The organism is Nocardia sp. GTS18, from assembly GCF_013839555.1.
Taxonomy (GTDB): Bacteria; Actinomycetota; Actinomycetes; order Mycobacteriales; family Mycobacteriaceae; genus Nocardia; species Nocardia rosealba.
The window spans coordinates 25,698-47,369 of sequence record NZ_JACBIU010000007.1 but is presented as its reverse complement, the minus strand read 5'-3'; the positions used below and the strand labels follow the sequence as shown (position 1 = coordinate 47,369).

Below are 21,672 nucleotides of genomic sequence, written 5' to 3'. Positions count from 1 at the left end.
GCAGGACACCCGTCGGCGACGCGTGTCGGTTCAGTCGCGCAGCGGGCGGCCCTGCGCGTCGGGCACCTTGCCGGTGAGCATCATGATGCCGTCGATCAGCGGCCAGATGGCGCCGAGACCGCAGGTCAGCCAGACCACGGCGATCTGGGCGATGCCGAGACCGGTGTAGCCGAGGTAGAAGCGGCCGACACCGAAGCTGCCGAGGAAGATCTCGAGCAGACCGGCCATCAGCTTCTGCTTGTCCGAGAACGGAACCCCGTACATGTCCCGGCCGTAGGGGGCCTCCGGGTCGGCCGGGTTGTACCCCTGCGGCATGCCGTACGGCTGCGGCTGACCGTAGCCCGGCTGCGGCTGGGCGTACGGGTCGGCGGGCTGACCGTACTGCGGCTGCGGCGCGCCGTACTGCGGCTGACCGTAACCGGGCTGCTGGGCGTACGGGTCCGACGGCTGCTGGCCGTAGGCCGGCTGACCGTACTGCTGGTGCGCGCCCGAATCGGGCTGCTTGCTCAGATCAGGGCCGTATTGCGGATTGGGGTTGTAGGGGTCGGTCACTCATGTCCTCCATCATTCGTGCGGGTACCCGTCGTGGCCCCCGGCCATGTGGTGATCGGCCGAACGGCGGTGCGCCCGCGACGATCACGGTCATTGTGGCCGGTACCACCGGCCGTTGTCTTCTCGGGTGCCTCGTCGTCACGAGCACGCAGCACTCACGGGAATATCGCGACGGGTGTTCGTCGTGTTGACGAACACCCGTCGATCAGTTCGGTTTCTCGAGGAATCAGGCCTTCTTCGCGTCCGATTTCGTCGGCTCGCCTGCCTTGTCGGCCTCTTCCTCGGTAGCAGCCGTGTCCTCGGCCGGTTCGTTAGTGGTTACGGCCGAATCATTGTTTCCCACTGCGGAATCCGCCTTCTTCGCGAGGTCGACCTGTCCGCCGTCGGCGTTCTCGGCGGCGCCGAGCGCGCGCAGTTTCGACAGCTGCCACGGCCACGGACGCGGCGCCGCTCCCGGCTGCAGCAAGGCCGGGTCCTCGCGGCCCTTGGTCGCCAGCGCGAAGTAGGCCATGGCGCCGAGGAATACGAGCGCAGAGGTGAACGAGTTGATCCGGATGCCGAGGATGTGTGTCGCTTCGTCGCTACGCATCAGCTCGACGAAGAACCGGCCGAAGCTGTATCCGGCGACGTAGAGCGCGAACAGGCGGCCGTGCCCGATTCGGTACCGCTTGTCGATCTGCACGAGCAGCACGACGACGAGCACGTTCCAGATCATCTCGTAGAGGAACGTCGGGTGGACCACCTCGAGCACCTGCCCGGTGGACACCCCGTTCATCATGTCGCGCGCACCGGTCTCGGTGTCGTAGCGCGCGAAGATCTCGAGACCCCACGGCACCTCGGTCGTGCGTCCGTAGAGTTCCTGGTTGAAGTAGTTGCCGAGCCGGCCGATGGCCTGGGCGAGCAGCACCGCGGGGGCGATGGCGTCGCCGAGCGCGGGCAGCGGGATCTTGTAGATGCGGCAGGCGATCCAGGCCCCGATGCCGCCGAAGAACACAGCACCCCAGATACCGAGCCCGCCCTGCCAGATGTAGAGCGCCTCGACAGGGTTCTTGTCCGGCCCGAAGTATTTGTGCCAGTCCGTGACCACGTGATAGATCCGGCCACCGACCAGACCGAACGGCACCGCGAACATGGCCACGTCGAGCACCGCCCCGGCCTGCCCACCACGCTGCTGCCACCGCCGCTCACCCCACCAGATGGCGACGATGATGCCGAGGATGATGCACAGCGCGTACGCCCGCAACGGAAAGGGTCCGAGCTGCCAGACACCCTGCGGCGGACTCGGGATATAGGCCAGGACTGAGTTCACGGTGACCACGTTAGTGGAGGGACCGGCAAGTCGGGACTGTGACCCGAGAGGTCGTGGTCGCCGCTGTACCCAACCAGTTGCTCCGAATTCAGCTTTGCATAAGATTCCGTTGCAGGTTGAATACCAGCATCAGATGATAGCCGGGAAGGGCGGCAAGCTTGCCGAAAATATCGCGGGACAGCGCTTCTTCTCTTTTCTGGTTATTGTCGATATCCCGCACCTCCAAGATGGTTGAATACTGCTCAAACGGCAGCCCCGGCTCATTTTCATAGTCATGAGTTGGCTCAATATCTATGAATGCCGAGTCCAACTTGGCGGCATAAGGGAATTCCGAATTGCCAGTACCTGTAAGGGAGATTCCCGTAGCCCAGTTTATGTCGCTGATGATGTTTGACAGTGACCGGTTCGCTCGTATGAATATTTGATGAGATGCGCTCACAAGCATCCTCCTACGGCCACAGGATCTCCCAGCCATCGCCAACTATTCGAACGTTGTTCATCTTATCAGGGTACGCGCCCAAGAAACGCGCAAGTCCTCGTTGTGCCTCATCCTGCGTCAAGCCTGAACCGCGGCCGTCGATAATTGCATCGTCCGCCTGCCCACGTGCCGACTTCAGCGCGTTCTTGACAGTCACGTTCGACGCCCCAGGTTCCAAGCTCTTGAACTCCGTGGGCACACCGTCGACCAGGGCGTCGGGCGTTCTCTCCGCACCCCTCGGAATGGCGGTAACGTTCTTACCCTCGTCCGCAAGAAGCTCGGCTATTCTTCGCTCGGCCGCATTAAAGGAGCTGGCACTTTCGTCGATTGTTCCCCGAACTACGGCAGTATCGCGACCCTTATCGGAGTCGAAGTCATCGAGCAGGATCGGAAGCTCGACAATTTTGGAGATACCCGCAGTATTCAATTCCGCAGCGGTAAAGGCTATCCCCCCCAAGACTGTGAGGAAGATATTGATGGGAGGAGCTATATACAATGTCGCGAGGTTGAGGAACTCGTCTTCGTCGGCATTGTTCGAGTTGGGAGACTTACCGTCCGATTTCTCGGGCTTTTCGAATGGTTCACTCTTCTTCTCGAGTTTTACGCGATTTACTGCGATCCAGATCGCGTACCCAACCATCGCTCCCGCGAAGTTGGTTTCAATGTCCTTCCGCATCTTCGTCAAGGCAACGCTGTGGGCATCCACAGCGGCAGCGATATCGCGCGCAGCAGTCTCGATTTCTCGGGCGCAGGCAGTGAGCGAGCCCAAATGCTCGACAAGATTCGGGATGTCTTTTGCAGTTGAGCCATAGGCGCGCTGAAGGCCTGCGGCAGTCACCTTGAGCCGAAGGCTCGCATCGGTCACCGGGGTCGACGCGGCGAAGGTCTTCCATTTAGACGCGGCGGTTGCCAATTTATCTGTATCACCGTCGGGGATTTGTCCACCAGTGACATTCGCGGTAACCCTTTCATACAGCCCAGGTATGTCGCATTCGAGACCGCTACTGTTAGCCTTCGACGCGGCGATACCGAGGACGGCGAAGCTGCCGTAAGCACGTTCCGTAGGCAACGTTGGACGCGCGGGCGGGTCGCCCTTTTTCGGGTCGCGATTGGCTTTGTATTCACTGACCGCCCAATTGTATCCAGAAGCGGTCAATATGTCGCCCATATGCTGAAGGGATCGCACGAAATAGGGGGCCACTACAGTCATGGCCCCACCGCGTCCGTCATACGACTTCGACCAGGCGTTCACCGCATCGTATGCACCGGCCATTCCGCCGGTCTCTATCAGTATCGATTGTAGAACGTTGTAGACGGTCTTGAATTCGTTGGCAAGGGCGTAGCATTCCTTTGCGGCATCCGTGTAGCTTTTCGGAGCGATTGATGCCAACTGATCAGCCGCCGCTCATTCGTAGATTCATTTCTTCCGCAGCCTTGTAGGCGTCGCGGGCCGTGACGGCAGCGGTATGCATTTCTCTGATTCCCTCGACTACCCTGGTCGCTCCGGCCAGCCATTCGCGGAAGGCTTCTTCCTGGGCGTCTGCCGCTGCGCCATGCCAACTCTGTTGGATAGTGGCGATACGTTGAGTGAGCCCGTCGAGACTGTCGGTGAGGAAACCGATAAATCCGTTGGCGCGGCTGACGAGCTGGTCCAGCGTATCCAGGTCGAAGCTGAAGTCGGGAGATTCCTCGGCCATCAGAGATTCAATTTCGGTGGGTCGAGCGAACTCAGCTTGTCGGCATTCAAGGTGTCTTGGCCGGCTACGGCTTTGCTCGCCACGCCAAGCAGTTCGCCCATGGCGTTGAGGGCAGCCAACACGTTGGCGGCACCGTCCTTCGTTGTCGTCCAGCCGGCGCCGAAGGAGTCCGCTGCCGCTCCGGTCCACGTATCCAAGGTGCCTGAAATTTCGCGATCGAGCGACGCAAGTCCCGTGAGCAGAGACGCGGCGACTTGTTCGATGTATACGCCTGCATCGGTGACTTCGGCTGGCACCATTGCGAAATCTGTTTTCGCTGTAGAAGATTCACCTGACACAAGCCCCCCTGGACCTATCGAACCGAACTCAGTCTAGTTGTCGGCGCTAAGGGTCGCAACCAGCGTGGCTTGCGTCCCGGACGTCGATGAAGGCCTCGGGGTCGCCGACATCGCCCGTGATCGAGAGGTCACCGAGGCCACGCTGTATCGGTGGAGACATCAGGCCCTGATCGACCGAGGCGAGGTCAATTCGGTTCGACACCGGTTGTATGGCCACATCCGCACCACCTTTCCAGCATGGGGAGACCCATAGGAGGAGTTCAGGGTCAAGCCGACAGGTTTCGGTTTTTCGGATTGAACAAGAGCGACAGTCTCGATGCTCGAGTCACCGACATGCTGTTCATCGCGCCAGTACTTCTTGCGTCGTTTTCATGTGGACACCTCAACGCATCGAAAAGGCTGCTCCAAATCGCTACGAGCGCACTTTGGCTGCGCGGACGCCTTCGGCCAGCTCGGAAGTCAGTGCGCGCACCGCGTCGAGACCCTCGGCGGCGGCCGATACCAGTGCCGAGCCGACGATGACGCCGTCGGCGTAGGCGGCGATCTCGGCGGCTTGGGCGCCTGAGCGCACGCCGAGGCCGACGCCGATGGGGATGTCGGAGTGGGCGCGGATGCGGGAGCAGAGGGCGGGGGCGGAGGAGGAGACCGCGTCGCGGGCGCCGGTGACGCCCATGGTGGAGGCGGCGTAGATGAATCCGCGGGAGGCTTCCAGGGTTTTGACCAGTCGTTCCTCCGTGGAGGACGGTGCGACGAGGAAGATGCGGTCCAGGTTGTGGGTGGAGGAGGCGACGAACCAGTCGTCGGCCTCGTCGGGGATCAGGTTCGGGGTGATGATGCCCGCGCCACCAGCGGCCGCCAGGTCGCGGGCGAAGGTGTCGACGCCGTACTTGAGGACGGGGTTCCAGTAGCTCATCACCACGGCCTGTCCACCGGCGTCGGTGATCGCCTCGACGACGGAGAACACGTCACGCACGCGGACGCCGCTGCGCAGCGCCTGCTCGGCGGCGGCCTGGATGACCGGGCCGTCCATCACCGGATCGGAATAGGCGACGCCGACTTCCACGATGTCGCAACCGGATTCGACCATCGTCCGGCACACCTCGATGGAGCCGGCCAGATCGGGATAGCCCGCGGGCAGGTAGCCGATGAGCGCCGCCCGTCCCTCGCTGCGCGCGGCCGCGAACGTATTGGCCAGGCGCGACTGCTGACTCACTGAGCGTTCTCCTCGGCGTTGTCGTCGAACAGACCGAACCAGCGGCCTGCGGTGTCCATGTCCTTATCACCACGACCGGACAGGTTGACCAGAATGATGGCGCCCTCGCCGAGTTCCTTGCCGAGCTTCAGCGCACCGGCCACGGCATGGGCGGACTCGATCGCCGGGATGATGCCCTCCGAACGGGAGAGCAACAGCAGCGCGTCCATCGCCTCGGTGTCGGTGATCGGCGCGTACTCGGCGCGGCCGATGTCCTTGAGGTGGGCGTGCTCGGGGCCGACACCCGGGTAGTCCAGACCGGCGGAGATCGAATGGGATTCGATGGTCTGGCCGTCCTCGTCCTGCAGCAGGTACGAGTAGGCGCCCTGGAACGCACCGGGTGTACCGCCGGTGAAAGTGGCTGCGTGCCTTCCGGTTTCGACACCGTCGCCGGCCGCTTCGTAACCGACGAGCCGCACGCCCGCGTCGGGAATGAAGGCGTGGAAGATGCCGATGGCGTTGGAGCCGCCACCCACACACGCCACCACGGCGTCGGGCAGGCGACCGGCGCGGTCGAGCATCTGCTCGCGCGCCTCCATGCCGACCACACGCTGGAAATCACGCACCATCAGCGGGAACGGGTGCGGGCCCGCGGCGGTGCCGAAGCAGTAGTAGGTGTCGTCGGCGTGAGTGACCCAGTCGCGCAGCGCCTCGTTGATGGCGTCCTTGAGGGTCTGCGAACCGCTGGTCACCGAGATCACCTCGGCGCCGAGCAGGCGCATGCGGGCCACGTTGAGCGCCTGGCGGGCCGTGTCGACCGCGCCCATGTAGATCACGCAGTCCAGGCCGAGCAGCGCGCAGGCGGTGGCGGTGGCGACACCGTGCTGACCGGCACCGGTCTCGGCGATGACGCGGGTCTTGCCCATCCGCTTGGCGAGCAGGGCCTGACCGAGCACATTGTTGATCTTGTGCGAACCGGTGTGGTTCAGGTCCTCACGCTTGAGGAAAATCCTTGCGCCACCGGCATGTTCGGCCAGCCGGGTGCATTCGAACACCGGCGAGGGGCGACCGGTGTAGTCGCGCTGCAACCGGTCGAGTTCGTCGAGGAAGGTGTGGTCGGAGCGCACCTTGTCGTATTCGGCGGTGACCTCCTCGATCACGGCCATCAACGCCTCGGGCACGTGCCGTCCGCCGTAGACACCGAAGTGCCCACCCGCGTCGGGTTCGTAGTCGCTGTGCTGGGCCACCCCCGCGCTGGCCTGGGGCAGCGCGCTCATCGGATGCTCCGCCGTGCGGGCTTCGGGCAGGAGGGGTGGGCGCCCGCGGTCACCAGGTCGGAGACGGCAGCGCGCGGATTTCCACTGGTCACCAGGCCTTCACCGACGAGCACCGCGTCGGCGCCCGCGCCGGCGTAGGCCAGCAGGTCGGCGGTGCCACGGATGCCGGATTCGGCCACCCGGATGACCTCCGAGGGCAGACCGGGTGCGATCCGGGCGAACACGTCGCGGTCGACCTCGAGGGTCTTGAGGTTGCGCGCGTTCACACCGATCACCGAGGCGCCCGCTTCCAGGGCACGATCGGCTTCCTCTTCGGTGTGTACTTCCACGAGAGCGGTCATACCGAGTGATTCGGTGCGGTCGATCAGCGAGGACAGCACGTCTTGTTCGAGCGCGGCCACGATCAGCAGGATCACGTCGGCGCCGTGGGCGCGGGCCTCGTGGATCTGGTACGGGCCGACGACGAAGTCCTTGCGCAGCACCGGGATGTTCACCGCGGCGCGCACGGCGTCGAGATCGTCGAGCGAACCGCCGAAGCGGCGCTGCTCGGTGAGCACGCTGATGATGCGGGCACCACCGTCTTCGTAGGCCTTGGCCAGGACGGCCGGATCGGGAATGTCGGCCAGCGCGCCCTTGGAGGGGCTGGCCCGCTTCACCTCGGCGATGACACCGATCCCGTCCTCGTGCAGCGCGGCGCGCGCGTCCAGCGGTGCCTTCGCGGCAGCCGCGGCAGCTTTGATCGCCTGAAAATCGAGGAGGGCTTCGCGAGCGGCAACATCCGCCCGAACCCCGTCGAGAATCGAGTCGAGTACCGTCATCTGGCTCGAATCCTTTCTGGGGAGACGAACTTCTCACCCGAGAGTCCCCCCGGGCGCTGTCTCACCGATGCCTGACAAGAATAAATGGCCGCCGCGCGTGTCACTGCGGCGGGGGTGCCGGGGGTCACGTGCCCGGTCACGGGTCGCGCCGGCCCGGGCGGTCGTCGTCGTCCCGGGTATCGGCGGTGTCGGTGGGATCGGTGCCCGCGTCGAGGGCATCCCACAGCACCCGGTCCGACAGCGGCGCGGCGCCGTCGGAGTTGTTCACCTGGGCGCTGGCGTCGGCCCGGCGGAAGACGGGGTTGTCGTACTTGCCGGACAGCTGGGCGGTGGTTTCGGCCCGCCGGGTCAGCAGCACACCCGCGGCCAGGGCGCACGCCGCCGCCAGGACCGAGAGCACGGCCGGGAAGATGTGGGTCTCGGCGCCGGTGACCGTCGCCCGGCCGGGCAGTTCGGCGAGCGTGCCTGCCCGTTCGTCGGTTCTGCCCGCCCCGATGGTCAGGGCGAAGCCGGGGACGGCCGCCACCGCGGCGACCACGGCGACCACCACGCCGAGCAGCTGACGCAGCACACCCTTCACCGCGAACACGGCGGCGATCGCGGCGACGAGCACCAGCGCGAGCGGAGTGAGCGCCCCGAACCAGGTGCCGCCGTCGAGGTTGTCGGTGCGCGGTTCGGTGAGGTTGTCGGCCGAGTGCACCGTCACCCAGGTCATCCGCGAGGACGCCCACAGTCCGGCCGCCGCCACGGCCAGCAAGATCACCGGAAGTACCGGTTTGGCGGCGGGTGCGGCCACTTGCGCGCCCGCTGTCAAGCCTTCACCCTTCACGCCGCTGTCGCCCCCGTCGACCATCGACCCGCCGTCGCCCACCGACCCGCTATCGCCCACCGGGCCGCTATCGCCCACCGGGCCGCTGTCACGCGCCGCACCGGTATCGCCGACCGAGCCGCTGTCACGCGCCGTGCCGCTATCGCCCACCGGACCGCTGTCACGCGCCGAAGCGCCCTCGTTCGGTGCGTCGGCGTCCCGCGCACTCACTCGGCGCCGCCCTCGTAGGTGCGAAGGGTCTTGGCGGCCGCGATCGCCTTGAGGACCGCCATGGCCTTGTTGCGCGCCTCGGTGTCCTCGGCGACGGGGTCGGAGTCGGCGACTACGCCAGCGCCCGCCTGGACGTAGGCGGTGCCGTCCTTGAGCAGGGCGGTGCGGATGGCGATGGCGGTGTCGGCGTCGCCGGCGAAATCGAGGTAGCCGACCACGCCGCCGTAAATTCCGCGCCTGGTCGGTTCGAGTTCCTCGATCAGCTCCATCGCCCGCACCTTCGGCGCACCGGACAGGGTGCCCGCCGGGAAACACGCGCGCACGGCGTCGAGCGCGATCCTGCCCTCGGCCAGCTGACCCGACACTGTCGACACCAGGTGCATCACGTGGCTGTAGCGCTCCACGTGCCGGTATTGGGTGACGCGCACCGTACCGGGACGGCACACCCGGCCCAGATCGTTGCGGCCGAGATCGACGAGCATGAGGTGCTCGGCGTTCTCCTTGTCGTCGGCGAGCAGGTCCTTCTCGAGCAGGATGTCGTCCTCGGCGCTCGCTCCGCGCCAGCGGGTGCCCGCGATCGGATGTGTCGTGGCGACACCGTCTTTCACGGTCACCAGCGATTCCGGGCTCGAGCCGACGATGGAGAACGCGGTGCCGCCGTCGCCGTCGGGGATGTGCATCAGGTACATGTACGGGCTCGGGTTCGAGGCCCGCAGCATCCGGTAGACCGCGAGCGGAGAGCCGGTGTAATCCATTTCGAAGCGCTGCGACAGCACCACCTGGAACGCCTCGCCCGCCTCGATCTCCTTGATGAGCCTGCGCACCCCCGAGCAGAATTCCTCGGTGGTCCGCCTGCGCAGGTAGTCGGGTTCGGGCTGGTCGAAGACCGACACCGTCGACGACGCCGGGGTGGCCAGCGCGGCGGTCATCCGGTCGAGCCGGGCCACGGCGTCGTCGTAGGCGGCGTCGACGTGTTCGTCGGTGCCGTTCCAGTTCACCGCGTTGGCGATCAGCGTGATCGCGCCCTCGTGGTGGTCGAAGGCGGCCAGGTCGGTGGCCAGCATCAGAACCAGCTCGGGCAGCTGCAGATCGTCCTCGGCCAGCTCGGGCAGGCGCTCGATGCGGCGGACCGCGTCGTAGCCGAGATAGCCGACCATGCCACCGGTGAGCGGGGGCAGGCCGGGCAGGCGTTCGGTGCGCAGCAGTTCGAGGGTTTCGTGCAGCACACGCAGCGGGTCACCGCCCGAGGGCGCGTCGGCGGGGACGGTGCCGAGCCAAGCGGCCGCACCGTCGACGACCGTCAGTGCCGACGGACTGCCCGCGCCGATGAACGACCAGCGCGACCAGGAGCGCCCGTTCTCGGCGGACTCGAACAGGAAGGTGCCCGGCCGGTCGTCGGCCAGTTTGCGGTAGGCCGAGAGCGGAGTCTCGGAGTCGGCCAGCACCTTTCGGGTCACCGGGACCACCCGGTGCTCGGCGGCGAGCAACCGGAACTGCTCGCGGGTGGTCGTGGTCGGTGTCGGCGCGCCCTGCATTCGGCCATCATCCCAGGCGCCGCGACGTGGCCGCATCCTGCCCCGATCACCCCGCCGGAGGCCGTCACGACCGGGCGCCGAATGCGGCCGTGACCGGCATCACTACACTCGCGCGCGTTCCATGTCGCATGCGGTATCCCTTCTTCCGAGAGGAGCCATGTTGAATCCCTCGCATCAGGGCGCACAGCTGGGCAGGCAGGCCCCTGTGTCGCAGCACTACAACGGTCCTGGACAGCAGTCCGCGGCGAGCGCGCTCACGTCGTTCGTCACCTACGCCAAGGCCATGCAGGATCTGGACGAGAAGTCGTTCCCGGTCGAATACGAAGCGCACCGCGATCGTCTCCTGAAGCTGGAGCCGATGCTGCGGGTGCACGGCATCCTCGACGTGATGGAGATCCGCAACCCGGAGATCAAAGCGCTGTTGCGGATTCCTTAGAGCCGCAGGGCGGGTCGAAAAGGCGGGTCCCCGTTCGCGTCCGTGAACGGGGACCTTTTGCGCTCGGGTACCGGCCGTTAGGGTCGTGCGCATGCAGCCAGGTCAAACCGCGCCCCAGTTCGAACTTCCCGATCAGTCCGGCGAACTCCGCTCCCTCGACGCCCTGCTGGCAGGCGGGCCGCTCGTGCTGTTCTTCTACCCGGCCGCCAACACTCCGGTCTGCACCGCCGAGGCCTGCCATTTCCGTGATCTGAGCGCCGAGTTCGCCACCCTCGGTGCGTCCTGCGCCGGGATCAGCACCGACAGTGTCGAGGTGCAGGCCGGTTTCGCAGGCAAACAGCGGCTCGACTATCCGGTCCTCTCCGACGCCGTCGGCGAGGTCGCGGCCGGTTTCGGCGTCAAGCGTGGGCTACTCGGCAAGCTGGCCCCGGTCAAACGACACACCTTCGTCATCGATACCGATCGCACGATCCTGAAGGTCGTCACCGGTGAACTGCGCGCGGCCGTGCACGCCGACGAGGCGTTGCGCTTCCTGCGCGAACGGGCGAAATCCGCCGGATAGCGATCTGGCGAAACGCCGGGCACGGATCGGCGCCCGGCACCGTCGGCGCGCCTACGCTGGGGCAATGACATCCGGCGAAGTGCGGTCGAGCGGTCAGAAGTCCACGGCTACCGTGTGGCGCAACCGGGCGATCATGATCCTGGCGACAGCGGTCGTGCTGGTGATCGCCTATTTCATCCTGGCCTCGTTCATCCCACGATGGTGGGCGCAGCGCCTGGCGAGCCTCGTGCACGGCAGCTTCACCCAGGGCATCTGGTGGGGCCTGGTCTACGGCCTGGTGTTCACCCTGGTGCCGCTGCTGCTGTTGCTGCTCGCGGTGCGGATGTGGAAGCGCAAGGGCGGCAAGTTCATCGCCGGGGTGGCAGTCGTCATCGCGCTGCTCGGCTCCCTTCCGAACCTGATGACGCTCACCATCGTGCTGGGTGGCAACAATGCGGCGCACGCCGGTGAACGCATCCTCGATGTCGACGCGCCCGCGTTCCGCGGTGCCTGCCTGGTCGGTGCGATCGTGGCCGCGATCGTGTTCGCCCTCGTGCTCGGTCTGATGGGTAAGCGGGGCATCAACCGCCGCCGGGCCGCCAAGGCCACCCCCGAACCGACGGTCCCGCCGCAGGAGTCTCGCGAGTACTGAGGCTTCGATGACGCGTCCCGGGTTGTGAGTGACCTCACGACCCGGGCGATCCGGCGGACGCCACAGCGACGTCGTGGCAAACTCGGTCCGGTGCGCGTCCCTCCCTTCGATCCGTGCCGCCCGACCGCGAGGCGGCCTCAGCCATGACCAGATGGCTGGATCCGGTAGAACAGCGCGCCTGGCAGGCGGTAGTCGCCCTGATGACAAGGGTTCCGGCCGCCCTCGACACTCGGCTGCAGCGCGAGTCCGGGCTCACCCATTTCGAATTCCGGGTGCTGAGCCTGCTGTCGGAGGAAGCCGGGCACCGAATGCAGCTCAGTGATCTCGCCCACAAGGCAAATGCTTCGCTATCGCGACTGTCGCATGTGGTGTCGAAACTGGAGCGACTCGGCTGGGCGCGCCGCGATTCGGCGGCGGGCAGACGCGGGGTGTACGCGGTGCTCACCGACGACGGTTTCGAGAAGGTCATCGAGGCCACGCCCGGATATCTCGAGGCCGTCCGCAAGCTGGTGCTCGACGGTCTCGACTGCACCCAGACAGCCCAGCTCGCCGCCCTCGGCGAAAGCCTGTCCAATCAATTGGACCACGTCCTCGCCGAGGGGTGCGACTAGGCCTCGAATCCGGTTCAGCTGAACGTGCGCCGGTAGCTCTGCGGGCTGACGCCGGTGGTGCGCTTGAAGCGCTCCCGGAAGGCGGTGGCCGACCCGAAACCGACCTGGCCGCTGATCCGCTCGACCGAATGCTGGGTGGTTTCGAGCAGATGCTGCGCCTGCCGGATCCGGACGCGGTGCAGCCAGCGCAGCGGGGTGGTTCCGGTGTGTTCGCGGAAGCGCCGGATCAGCGTGCGAGTGCTGGTTCCGGCCCGCTCGGCGATATCGGCGAGGGTGAGGTCCTCGGCCAGGTTCTCCTGCAGCCAGATGAGCAGCGTTTCGAGCTCACAGCCCTGCGGTGTCGGGACGTGGTCGTGGACGATGAACTGCGCTTGTCCGCCTTCGCGTTCGAGCGGCATCACCGACAGCCGGGCGGCGTGCGCGGCCGTGGCCGAGCCGTAGTCACGGCGAATCATGTGCAGGCACAAGTCCATTCCCGCCGCGGCGCCCGCCGAGGTGAGGAACTGACCGTTGTCGACGTAGAGGACGTCCGGGTCGACATCGATGTCGGGATGGGTGGCGGCCAGTGCGTCGGCCGCATGCCAGTGGGTCGTGGCGCGCAGCCCGGCGAGCAGACCCGTGGCGGCCAACGGGAAGGTGCCGACGCAGATGGAGGCGATACGGGTGCCATCGGCGGCGGCCGCACGTAGCGCCTCGCGGACGGCGGGTGAGAGCGGGGCGGTCGGATCGGCGATGCCCGGCACGATGATCGTGTCCGCGTTCCGGAGGCCGTCCAGGCCCCACGGGGCACGCAGGGTGAAGGCGCCCGCGTCGACCTCGGCGTGCTCGGCGCAGACCCGCACCTGGTAGCCGGGTCGTCCGTCGGGCAGCCGGGTCCGCGAGAAGACCTCGATCGGGGTGGACAGGTCGAACGGGATCACCTTGTTCAGTGCCAGGACGGCCACGGTATGCATGGCACGAGGGTAGCGAGGTTGGCATTTTTCCGTCGAAACCTGTCGCCAGTGCCACTGGGCTCTCGCGGCGAGCACCGGTTGACTGTGGGATGTCCAGCGGATAACGGCGCGAGGGAAATCATCCATGCATGTTCAGATCGTCCTTTTCGACGGCTTCGACCCACTCGATGCCATCGCTCCCTATGAAGTGCTGTACGCGGGCGGCGTGGCGTCCGACGGTGCGGTCACCGTCGAGCTGGTCTCCGCACAGGGTCCTCGTGAGGTGGTCAGCGGCACCGGCGGATTGACGTTGCACGCCACCGGCACCCTCGACCCGGAACGTGCGGACATCGTTGTGGTGCCCGGAGCTTCGGGCCGGGTGGGCGACCTCGGCGAGGTGCCGGAAGCACAGGTGGGTGCGGGCGAATGGGAACCGGACCAGCCCATCCCGGTGCTGCTCGGTCGCACGCTGAGCACCGAGCTGCCCGCGCTCCTCACGCAGGCGATGAAGGCCCCAGACGTCACTGTCGCCACCGTCTGTGGAGGCTCGCTGGTCCTGGCCATGGCCGGCCTGCTCGAAGGCCGTCACGCCACCACCCACCATCTCGGCCTGGATCTGCTCGACGCCACCGGTGCGCACGCGGTCTCGGCCCGGATCGTGGACGACGGCGACCTGGTCACCGGCGCGGGTGTCACCTCCGGCCTGGATCTCGGCCTGTATCTGCTCGAGCGCGAACTGGGGCCCCGCGTCGCGCACGCCGTTGAAGAGCTCTTCGCACACGAGCGACGTGGCACCGTCTGGCGCGCCGACGGTCTGACACCGACCGCCTTCTGAGCGGCGAACCCCACCATTCGAACAGTCAGGAACGCATCAGCATGTCTTTCGCAGGCACCTGGAACATGTCCATCGCCACCCCGATCGGCAAGATCGACGCCGTGGTCGAAATCCGTGAGCAGGACGGGGTTCTCACCGGCGTCGCGCGCGGAGCAGGCGAGGACGTGCCACTCACCGAGCTCCGCGCCCAGGGCGATCGGCTCACCTGGAAACAGGCCGTCACCAAACCCCTTCGGCTGAACTTGGCATTCGACGTGACCGTCGACGGTGACACCCTGCGGGGAACATCCAAAGCCGGGCGCCTGCCGTCGTCGAAGGTCGTGGGCGAACGGCGCCGCTGAGGCTCAATCGCCCTGCCTGCGCACCATTTCCGCGATCCAGGTGGGTGCGAACGGCGAGGTGCAGCCGGGCGAGGTCGGATAGTCGGCGAGCACCCGCAGCCGTTCCCCGATATCGACGGCACGAGCCCGGTGTTCGGGTTGGGTGATCCCGATCTGGGCCAGGCAGGTGTTCATCGCCCATTGCAGGCGGTCGGGGGCGGTTTTCATGTGTGCTTCGATGTCGTCGAGGAGCCCGGGAAGGTCCAGTCCCGCAGGCTTTTTCACCACTCGATCGGCGGTGAGCGCCCAACCAGCGGCGGCGACCGCCGGATCCGGGTCGGCGAGCCAGCCCACGCGCAGCTCCTCGGCGTGCGGGTTCTTCTTCACCACATAGTTCACGAGCCAGTCGTGCACCTTCGGAGTGCGGGCGGCGCGGATCATCGCGTCGAGCTCGGTCCGGTCGAAAGCCTTCGGGCGGCAGACGAGCAGGGCGAGCAGTTTCGCGGCGGTGTCGTCGGTGGCCCACAGCTCGAGGGCGAGGTCGTGGTTGGTCTTCAGCCGTTTGGCGACCGCGCGCAGCTCGGTGAGGTTCACGCCGTGGTCGTCGCCGTGCTTCTCGTTGACCTCGCGAACGCGCGGATTGTCGAGGGCGGCGAGCTCGGCGAGGACCTCCGGCACGGTCATCTCACTCGGCCTCGCGTGCGAGCAGCACATCGGTGTCGAAGCAGGTGTGGGTGCCGGTGTGACAGGCCGCCCCTTCCTGATCGACGATCAGGAGCACGGTGTCACCGTCACAGTCGAGCCGCACCTCGTGCACGTACTGCGTGTGCCCCGAGGTCTCCCCCTTCACCCAGTACTGCTGGCGCGAACGCGAATAGTAGGTGCCCTTGCGGGTTTCGAGGGTGCGGGCCAGGGCCTCGTCGTCCATCCAGGCCATCATCAGCACGTCTCCGGTCGCCTTCTCCTGCGCGATCGCGGCGACGAGCCCGGCCTCGTTGCGTTTGAGGCGGGCGGCAATAGCAGGATCCAGACTCATCCGTCGTTTATAACAGCTCGATCGCCACCAGCAGTTCGACGAGGTCGTTGACGCTGCGCACATTGCGTCCGGTGAGTTCCTGGATGCGGCCCAGCCGGTACTTGGCGGTGTTGAGGTGGATGTGCAGTGCGTCGGCGGCTTCGCGCAGGTTCATGTCGGCGGCGGCGAACGCGCGCACGGTGTCGGCGAGGGTGCCGCCCCGGGCGCGGTCGTCGGCGAGGGCGGCGCCCACGCGAGGATCGACGAGCTGACGGGTGGTGTCGTCGGCGCGCAGCAGCAGGTACCGGAACGGTGTCATCTGCGGCAGCGCGAGCACGCCACCGTCCTCGGGGAGCAGGGCGAGGGCGGCCCTGGCCTGCCGGTGCGCCCGGGGGATCTGGCCGACCTCGGTGACCGAGGTACTCACCCCGACGGCCAGCGCCACACCGTCGGCGGCGAGTTGTTCACGCAGCGCCCGCAGTCGTTCGCACAGCTGCTCGGCCGACCCGTCGGGTCGCAGCGCCGGGATCGCCACGATCTCGGTATCGCGCACCACCGACAGGGTGCGCAACCCGTTGACACCGGTGCGCGCCAGCGCGGCCGACACCACTTGCCTCGTCTCGCACAGGGAGTCGGCCGACGGCGCGGGATCGAGAACCATCGCGGTGACGACGACCAGCGGCGCGGTCCGTTCGGCGCCGATCCCGTGCGCGGTGGCCACGGACAGGTGCGGTCCGCTCGCGGGCAGGGCACCGTCGAGCAGGGAGTCCATCAGCGCCTGGCCGTCGCGGCTCGATTCCGCGGTGACGTACTGCTGGAACTCCAGGTACGCGTCGGTGGCCTGGGTGCTGATCAGGTCGGTGTAGCGGGCCAGCGGTCCGGCCAGCGACAACACTGCCTCACGTCCCGCTTCGGTGTCGCCCGCGTGAGCGAGCAGCGATTTCCAGATCGCGCGCTGACCCAGCCGGAACGCGGCGATGTAGTCGACCAGCGGCAGCCCGCAGCGGGCGCGGCGGGCGGCGGCCTGCCTGGCGTAGGAGACGTCGGCCGGGGTGACCCGTTTGTGCTCGAGCAGGGCACCGAGCCCGGTGCGGCTGAGCCGGGCCAGCTGGTCGTGCACGTCGGCGAGGAACCCCGGGTCGGCGGTGTCGTAGCCGGGCAGTTCGACGCGCAGCTTGGCCATCACATCGTCGGCGATCTCGTCGGCGTGGTCGTAGGCGCACCCGACGATCCGGGCTCGCTCGGCGTGTACCGGATCGGAGTAGCCGAGCAGTTGTGATCCAGCTGACATGTCCGGGGAGTTTGCAGCGCCGCGTTCGAGGTGTCAACCAGATCACACTGTCCGCAGCGGACGATGCACGGCCGAAAACTTGGTCCACAACGTCCGATGTGGGTGCTGACCAGCGCTCTTAGTGTTCCTCGCATGCTCGACATAACCCACCTGACGGTGCGCTTCGGCGGGATCACCGCCCTGCAGGATGTGGGGTTCACGGTCGCCGCGGGCGAGATGGTCGGTCTGATCGGGCCCAACGGCGCGGGCAAGACCACCCTGTTCAACTGCCTCACCCGGCGCAACCGTCCCACCTCCGGCACCTTGCGCTACCTCGACACCGACCTGACCACGGTTCGCCCCGATGCGCTGGCCGGCCTCGGCATCGCCCGCACCTTCCAGAACCTCGGCCTGTTCACCCGGATGTCGGTACGCGACAACGTGCTCGTCGGCACCCATCACCGCACGCGCGGCGGCTTCGTCTCGGCGGGGCTGCGGATGCCGTGGGTCGGCCGGGAGGAACGGCGATTGCGCGCCGAGGCCGACGAACTGCTCGAGCGGCTCGACCTCACCACCGTCGCCGACCATCCCGCCGCCGGGCTGCCGTTCGGCACGCTCAAACGGATCGAATTGGCCCGCGCCCTCGCGGTGCGGCCCCGGCTGCTGCTGCTCGACGAGCCGGTGAACGGGCTGAGCCACGGCGAGGTCGACGAGTTCGCCGAGCGTCTTCGTGCCCTGCAGGCCGAGCTCGACCTCACCGTCGTCGTCGTCGAACACCACATGGGATTCGTGATGAACACCTGCGACCGGGTGGTCTGCCTCGAGTTCGGGCAGGTGATCGCCGAGGGCGAACCCGAAGCGGTGCAGAGCGATCCGGCTGTCGTCCGCGCCTATCTTGGGGCTGCCTCATGAGCGAATTCCTGACCGTCACCGACCTGCACGCAGGGTATGGCGCGGCGAAAGTGCTACACGGCGTGAGCTTTTCGGTCGCCGAGGGCGAAGTATGCGCCATCCTCGGACCCAACGGCGCGGGCAAGACCACCCTGTTGCGCGCGCTGTGCGGCATGGTGAAAGTGCGTGGCACCCTTCGCTTGAACGGTGACGAGGTCGCCGGACGGGCACCCGAGGCGATGGCCCGGCTCGGGGTCGCCCACGTGCCCGAGGGCCGCGGCACCTTCGCCCCGCTCACGGTGGAGGAGAACCTGCGCCTCGGCGCCTACTCCCGCCGCGACCGCGCGGGCGTCGAGGCCGACCTGCGCCGGGTCTACGACTACTTCCCGATCCTGCGCGACAAGCAGCGCGACGCGGCGGGCGGGCTGTCCGGCGGTCAGCAGCAGATGCTCGCCATCGGCCGGGCGCTGATGCTGCGCCCACGACTGCTGCTGCTGGACGAACCTTCGCTCGGGCTTTCCCCGCTGGTCACCCAGGAGCTGTTCGGGATCGTGCACACCATCAACGCAGAGGAACGCACCACCGTGATAGTCGTCGAACAGAACGCCCACCTCGCGTTGGGTGTCGCCCATCAGGCACATGTGCTCGAGACGGGCCGCATCGTCCTGTCCGGCAGCGCCGCCGAGATCAAAGCAGACGAGCAGGTCGTCCGCTCCTACCTCGGATACCGGGTGCGACCGTGACCGAATTCGCGCAGCAGCTCGTCGAGGGGCTCTCGGCGGGCGCGATCTACGCGGGGCTGGCGCTGGCGCTGGTCCTGATCTACCGGTTCACCGGGGTGGCCAACTTCGCCCAGGGCGAGCTGGCCATGTTCTCGGCTTTCCTGGCCTGGCAACTGAGTCAGGTGATGCCGTTCTGGGCGGCACTCGTCCTCACGCTGGTGATCTCGTTCCTCGCGGGCATGGTGATCGAGCGGGTGGTGATCCGGCCGGTCGAAGGCAAACCGGAGATCACCCTGGTGATCGTCACGGTCGGTTTGTTCTTCACGGTGCACGCGGCGGCGGGCTGGATCTGGTCCTACCAGGTGAAGTCCTTCCCGAATCCCTTCCCGGACGGCGCATTACGGGTCGCCGATGTCAGTGTGGGGTACGGCAGCCTCGGCATCTTCGCCGTCGTCGGACTGGTGATGGCACTGCTGTATCTGCTGTTCCGTTACACCGCGATCGGGTTGGCCATGCGGGCGGTGGCGTGTAATCCGCAGTCCGCCAGGCTCGTCGGCATCCGGGTCGGCACCGTGCTCTCGCTGGGATGGGGCCTGGCCGCGCTGGTCGGGTCGGTGTCGGGCGTGCTGTCGGCGCCGCTGCTGTTCCTCGATCCCAACATGATGAGCGGCGTCCTGATCTACGCCTTCGCGGCGGCCACACTCGGCGGGTTCGACTCCCCCGGCGGCGCGGTGGCGGGCGGACTGATCGTCGGCGTCGCCGAAACCCTCACCGGCGCGTACGTCGACGCGATCGGCACCGAACTCAAGATCGGTGTGCCGCTGGTGATCATCCTGGGCGTGCTGTTGCTTCGCCCCCAAGGTCTGTTCGGACACGCGGCGGTGGAACGGGTATGAGCGACGTGAAAATCTCGGCAGCGAATCCTGCGGCACTCCAGGCGGAACCGGAACGTTCGAGAATCCGCGTCCCCCGGCTTCCGCTGGTCTTCACGCTCGCGGTACTCCTGCTCGCCTGTGCCGCACCGTTCCAGCTGGTGCCCTTCCACACCTTCCAGCTGGCGATGGCCATGATCTACGCGGTCACCCTGCTCGGGCTCAACCTGCTCGTCGGGCACACCGGCCAGATCTCGCTCGGCCACGGCGCGTTCTTCGCGATCGGCGCCTACACGGCCGCGATCGCGATGCATCGCTGGGACACAGCGTATTTCGCGACCATACCGCTGGCGGCGGCGATCACCTTCGTGCTCGGGTTCGCGCTCGGGATCCCCGCGTTGCGCCTGCGCGGGCTGTATCTCGCACTGGTCACCCTGTCGATCGCGATCTTCCTGGTCCCGTTGCTGAAACGGTTCGACGGACTCACCGGCGGCTCGATGGGACTCGGCGTCGACAAGCCGGTGCCGCCTGCCTGGACCGGGCTCGCCGAAGATCAGTGGCTGTACTTCCTCGCGCTGGCCGTCACCGTGCTGAGCTTCGTGCTGGTCGCCGGGATGCTGCGCTCCAAAGTCGGTCGCGCCCTGCACGCGGTGCGTGACAACGAGACCGCCGCCGAGGTGCTCGGGGTGAACCTGGCGCACTACAAGACCCTGGCCTTCGCCTGGAGCGCGCTGCTGGCCGGCGTCGCGGGCTGCGTCTACACCTGGGTGATCGCCTTCGTCTCCCCCGACTCGTTCGCGCTCACCCTGTCGATCACCCTGCTGGCCGGGCTCGTCGTCGGCGGACTCGGCACGACGTGGGGGCCGGTGCTCGGCGGGCTGTTCGTGATGTTCGTGCCGAGCCTGGCGCAAGACGTCAACCAGGCCGCACCCGGCGTCATCTTCGGACTGCTGATCATCGCGGTCATGTACCTCGCCCCCCAGGGACTGGCCGGTCTGGCCACCCGATGGGCGCACTGGCTCGGACAACGCGTCCGGAAAGGGAGAACTCATGCGCACTAGGACAATCCAGTGTCTCGGGGTGGCCGCCGCACTGGTCGCCACGCTCACCGCGTGCGGTGGTCGCAACGCCGACACCGGAACCGTCGGCCAAGGCGATTGCCGAGGTCAGCAGACCACCGGCATCACCGACAGCACCATCAAGCTCGGCGGCGTGTACCCGCTGTCCGGTCCGGCCTCGGCCTATGGCGAGGTGCCCAAGGGCATCAAGGCCTACTTCGACTACGTCAACGCCGAGAAGGGCGGCATCGGTGGACGCCAGGTGGAATACCTCGTCCGCGACGACGGCTACCAGCCGCCCAAGACCGTCGAGGAGACCCGTCGCCTCGTCGAACAGGATCAGGTGTTCGCGGTCTTCCAGACCCTCGGCACCGCCACCTCCTCGGCGGTGAGCGACTACCTCGGCCAGCGCAAGGTGCCGCAGGTGTTCGTCGCCACCGGCGCCACGAAGTTCGGGTCCGAGGACAACCCGTGGACCATCGGCTGGCAACCCAGCTACCGCACCGAGGGCCTGGCCTACGCCGAGTACGTGAAGAAGCAGCGCCCCACCGCGACCGTCGCGGTGCTGTACCAGAACGACGACTTCGGCAAGGACCTGCTCGCCGCGTTCCGCGAAGGCGCCGAGGGCAGCGGGGTGAAGGTGGTCGCCGAGCAGAGCTTCGAGGTGACCGACCCCACCGTCGACGCGCAGGTCCGCAACCTGGCCAACTCCAAAGCCGACGTGATGCTGAACTTCTCGACGCCGAAGTTCGCCTCCCAGGCCCTGGCCGCCGACGTGCGCAACACCGACTGGAACCCGCTGCACGTGCTCACCCAGGTGTCCAACACCATGGCGACCCTGCGCCCGGTCGGCCTGCCGAATATCCAGGGCACGGTGAGCGCGGCGTTCCTCAAGGACCCCGCCGACCCGCGCTGGGCCACCGACGCAGGCATGCAGACGTTCAAGACCGAACTCACCCAGTACGCACCCGGCGCCGACACCGAGAACCAGCACGCCATGGCCGGCTGGGCGATGGCGCAGAGCTTCCACAAGACCCTCGAAGCGGCGAAGTGCCCGACCAGGGAGGGCCTGCGCGATGCGATGCGCTCGCTCGACAACGTCTCCGCCGACCTGATGCTGCCCGGTATCAGCATGAAAACCGGTGCGGGCGACGGCTTCCCGCTCGAGGCGGTCGGCATCCAGACCTTCGCCGGCGAGCACTGGTCGCTGACAGAGGGCCTGATCGATACCTCCGGCAAGTAGTCCCGTGCCGCGAGGCACAAGTTCACCCCACGATCGATG

The 21,672-nt window shown here is 67.0% G+C and carries 27 protein-coding genes; 12 read left to right on the top strand and 15 right to left on the bottom strand.

The window, feature by feature from the left end; genetic code table 11:
* Positions 1-30 precede the first annotated feature (30 nt).
* The 6 genes from HYG95_RS25045 to HYG95_RS09720 form a co-directional block, all read right to left on the bottom strand.
* On the bottom strand, positions 31-552 hold the full coding sequence (locus HYG95_RS25045; protein WP_181697666.1) for a TM2 domain-containing protein: 522 nt from the start codon (positions 550-552) through the stop codon (positions 31-33).
* 226 nt (positions 553-778) lie between these two features.
* Complete coding sequence (lgt, locus tag HYG95_RS09740) at positions 779-1,870, bottom strand: prolipoprotein diacylglyceryl transferase (RefSeq protein WP_181697665.1); 1,092 nt, start codon at positions 1,868-1,870, stop codon at positions 779-781.
* 79 nt (positions 1,871-1,949) lie between these two features.
* Complete coding sequence (locus tag HYG95_RS09735; protein WP_181697664.1) at positions 1,950-2,300, bottom strand: hypothetical protein; 351 nt, start codon at positions 2,298-2,300, stop codon at positions 1,950-1,952.
* Between the two features lie 10 nt (positions 2,301-2,310).
* Positions 2,311-3,729: a hypothetical protein gene (locus HYG95_RS24505; protein ID WP_220139261.1), complete on the bottom strand. Its 1,419-nt coding sequence runs from the start codon at positions 3,727-3,729 to the stop codon at positions 2,311-2,313.
* 4 nt (positions 3,730-3,733) lie between these two features.
* A complete protein-coding gene (locus HYG95_RS09725; RefSeq protein WP_181697663.1) occupies positions 3,734-4,036 on the bottom strand; it encodes a WXG100 family type VII secretion target in 303 nt (100 codons plus the stop codon).
* Entirely contained in the window at positions 4,036-4,374 is a 339-nt protein-coding gene (locus HYG95_RS09720) for a WXG100 family type VII secretion target (protein ID WP_181697662.1), read from the bottom strand. The genes HYG95_RS09725 and HYG95_RS09720 overlap by 1 nt, the downstream gene beginning before the upstream one ends.
* A gap of 64 nt (positions 4,375-4,438) precedes the next feature.
* Between HYG95_RS09720 and HYG95_RS25140 the strand changes: the two genes are divergently transcribed.
* Complete coding sequence (locus HYG95_RS25140) at positions 4,439-4,627, top strand: transposase (RefSeq protein ID WP_181697661.1); 189 nt, start codon at positions 4,439-4,441, stop codon at positions 4,625-4,627.
* Between the two features lie 159 nt (positions 4,628-4,786).
* Here HYG95_RS25140 and trpA read toward each other — a convergent pair whose 3' ends face one another.
* The 5 genes from trpA to HYG95_RS09690 form a co-directional block, all read right to left on the bottom strand.
* Positions 4,787-5,587, bottom strand: coding sequence for a tryptophan synthase subunit alpha (gene trpA / locus HYG95_RS09710; protein ID WP_181697660.1), 801 nt, complete (start codon positions 5,585-5,587; stop codon positions 4,787-4,789).
* Positions 5,584-6,843, bottom strand: a complete 1,260-nt coding sequence (trpB, locus tag HYG95_RS09705) for a tryptophan synthase subunit beta (protein ID WP_181697659.1) — start codon at positions 6,841-6,843, stop codon at positions 5,584-5,586. The genes trpA and trpB overlap by 4 nt, the downstream gene beginning before the upstream one ends.
* The gene (gene trpC, locus HYG95_RS09700) at positions 6,840-7,661 is read right to left on the bottom strand and encodes an indole-3-glycerol phosphate synthase TrpC (protein WP_067988162.1); all 822 of its coding nucleotides are present in this window, start codon (positions 7,659-7,661) and stop codon (positions 6,840-6,842) included. Before trpC ends, trpB begins: the two co-directional genes overlap by 4 nt.
* A gap of 136 nt (positions 7,662-7,797) precedes the next feature.
* Positions 7,798-8,700 (bottom strand): TIGR02234 family membrane protein, encoded by a 903-nt coding sequence (locus tag HYG95_RS09695; protein WP_370465739.1) that lies wholly within the window; start codon positions 8,698-8,700, stop codon positions 7,798-7,800.
* Positions 8,697-10,235, bottom strand: coding sequence for an anthranilate synthase component I (locus HYG95_RS09690; RefSeq protein ID WP_181697658.1), 1,539 nt, complete (start codon positions 10,233-10,235; stop codon positions 8,697-8,699). Before HYG95_RS09690 ends, HYG95_RS09695 begins: the two co-directional genes overlap by 4 nt.
* A gap of 157 nt (positions 10,236-10,392) precedes the next feature.
* Between HYG95_RS09690 and HYG95_RS09685 the strand changes: the two genes are divergently transcribed.
* The 4 genes from HYG95_RS09685 to HYG95_RS09670 all read left to right on the top strand — a co-directional run bounded on the left by HYG95_RS09685 (position 10,393) and on the right by HYG95_RS09670 (position 12,475).
* Positions 10,393-10,671: a hypothetical protein gene (locus HYG95_RS09685; protein WP_181697657.1), complete on the top strand. Its 279-nt coding sequence runs from the start codon at positions 10,393-10,395 to the stop codon at positions 10,669-10,671.
* A 91-nt stretch (positions 10,672-10,762) separates the two neighbouring features.
* Entirely contained in the window at positions 10,763-11,233 is a 471-nt protein-coding gene (locus HYG95_RS09680) for a peroxiredoxin (protein ID WP_181697656.1), read from the top strand.
* 64 nt (positions 11,234-11,297) lie between these two features.
* Positions 11,298-11,864 carry a permease gene (locus HYG95_RS09675; protein WP_181697655.1) on the top strand — a complete coding sequence of 189 codons (567 nt, stop codon included), beginning with the start codon at positions 11,298-11,300 and terminating at the stop codon, positions 11,862-11,864.
* A 143-nt stretch (positions 11,865-12,007) separates the two neighbouring features.
* Positions 12,008-12,475 carry a MarR family winged helix-turn-helix transcriptional regulator gene (locus HYG95_RS09670; protein ID WP_181697654.1) on the top strand — a complete coding sequence of 156 codons (468 nt, stop codon included), beginning with the start codon at positions 12,008-12,010 and terminating at the stop codon, positions 12,473-12,475.
* 14 nt (positions 12,476-12,489) lie between these two features.
* Here HYG95_RS09670 and HYG95_RS09665 read toward each other — a convergent pair whose 3' ends face one another.
* On the bottom strand, positions 12,490-13,428 hold the full coding sequence (locus tag HYG95_RS09665; protein WP_181697653.1) for a GlxA family transcriptional regulator: 939 nt from the start codon (positions 13,426-13,428) through the stop codon (positions 12,490-12,492).
* A 124-nt stretch (positions 13,429-13,552) separates the two neighbouring features.
* Here HYG95_RS09665 and HYG95_RS09660 point away from each other — a divergent pair, with 124 nt between their 5' ends.
* Together HYG95_RS09660 and HYG95_RS09655 are read left to right on the top strand one after the other, a co-directional pair.
* Positions 13,553-14,242 carry a DJ-1/PfpI family protein gene (locus tag HYG95_RS09660; protein WP_181697652.1) on the top strand — a complete coding sequence of 230 codons (690 nt, stop codon included), beginning with the start codon at positions 13,553-13,555 and terminating at the stop codon, positions 14,240-14,242.
* Between the two features lie 41 nt (positions 14,243-14,283).
* The gene (locus tag HYG95_RS09655) at positions 14,284-14,583 is read left to right on the top strand and encodes a hypothetical protein (RefSeq protein ID WP_181697651.1); all 300 of its coding nucleotides are present in this window, start codon (positions 14,284-14,286) and stop codon (positions 14,581-14,583) included.
* Between the two features lie 3 nt (positions 14,584-14,586).
* On the opposite strand, the gene HYG95_RS09650 is transcribed toward HYG95_RS09655, so the two are convergent.
* Genes HYG95_RS09650 through HYG95_RS09640 form a run of 3 tightly spaced genes read right to left on the bottom strand, consistent with a single transcriptional unit; the run spans position 14,587 to position 16,868 of the window.
* Positions 14,587-15,246 (bottom strand): DNA alkylation repair protein, encoded by a 660-nt coding sequence (locus HYG95_RS09650; protein WP_255495133.1) that lies wholly within the window; start codon positions 15,244-15,246, stop codon positions 14,587-14,589.
* A 1-nt stretch (position 15,247) separates the two neighbouring features.
* Positions 15,248-15,598, bottom strand: a complete 351-nt coding sequence (gene hisI / locus HYG95_RS09645; RefSeq protein ID WP_181697649.1) for a phosphoribosyl-AMP cyclohydrolase — start codon at positions 15,596-15,598, stop codon at positions 15,248-15,250.
* Positions 15,599-15,605: 7 nt separating this feature from the next.
* Positions 15,606-16,868 carry a CdaR family transcriptional regulator gene (locus HYG95_RS09640; RefSeq protein WP_181697648.1) on the bottom strand — a complete coding sequence of 421 codons (1,263 nt, stop codon included), beginning with the start codon at positions 16,866-16,868 and terminating at the stop codon, positions 15,606-15,608.
* Between the two features lie 132 nt (positions 16,869-17,000).
* Here HYG95_RS09640 and HYG95_RS09635 point away from each other — a divergent pair, with 132 nt between their 5' ends.
* From HYG95_RS09635 to HYG95_RS09615, 5 genes are read left to right on the top strand one after another with little or no spacing between them, the layout of a single operon-like run.
* Positions 17,001-17,759 carry an ABC transporter ATP-binding protein gene (locus tag HYG95_RS09635; protein ID WP_181697647.1) on the top strand — a complete coding sequence of 253 codons (759 nt, stop codon included), beginning with the start codon at positions 17,001-17,003 and terminating at the stop codon, positions 17,757-17,759.
* Positions 17,756-18,481 carry an ABC transporter ATP-binding protein gene (locus tag HYG95_RS09630; protein ID WP_181697646.1) on the top strand — a complete coding sequence of 242 codons (726 nt, stop codon included), beginning with the start codon at positions 17,756-17,758 and terminating at the stop codon, positions 18,479-18,481. Before HYG95_RS09635 ends, HYG95_RS09630 begins: the two co-directional genes overlap by 4 nt.
* A complete protein-coding gene (locus HYG95_RS09625; RefSeq protein ID WP_181697645.1) occupies positions 18,478-19,356 on the top strand; it encodes a branched-chain amino acid ABC transporter permease in 879 nt (292 codons plus the stop codon). Before HYG95_RS09630 ends, HYG95_RS09625 begins: the two co-directional genes overlap by 4 nt.
* A complete protein-coding gene (locus HYG95_RS09620) occupies positions 19,353-20,393 on the top strand; it encodes a branched-chain amino acid ABC transporter permease (RefSeq protein ID WP_181697644.1) in 1,041 nt (346 codons plus the stop codon). The genes HYG95_RS09625 and HYG95_RS09620 overlap by 4 nt, the downstream gene beginning before the upstream one ends.
* On the top strand, positions 20,383-21,633 hold the full coding sequence (locus tag HYG95_RS09615) for an ABC transporter substrate-binding protein (RefSeq protein WP_181697643.1): 1,251 nt from the start codon (positions 20,383-20,385) through the stop codon (positions 21,631-21,633). Before HYG95_RS09620 ends, HYG95_RS09615 begins: the two co-directional genes overlap by 11 nt.
* Positions 21,634-21,672: the final 39 nt, after the last annotated feature.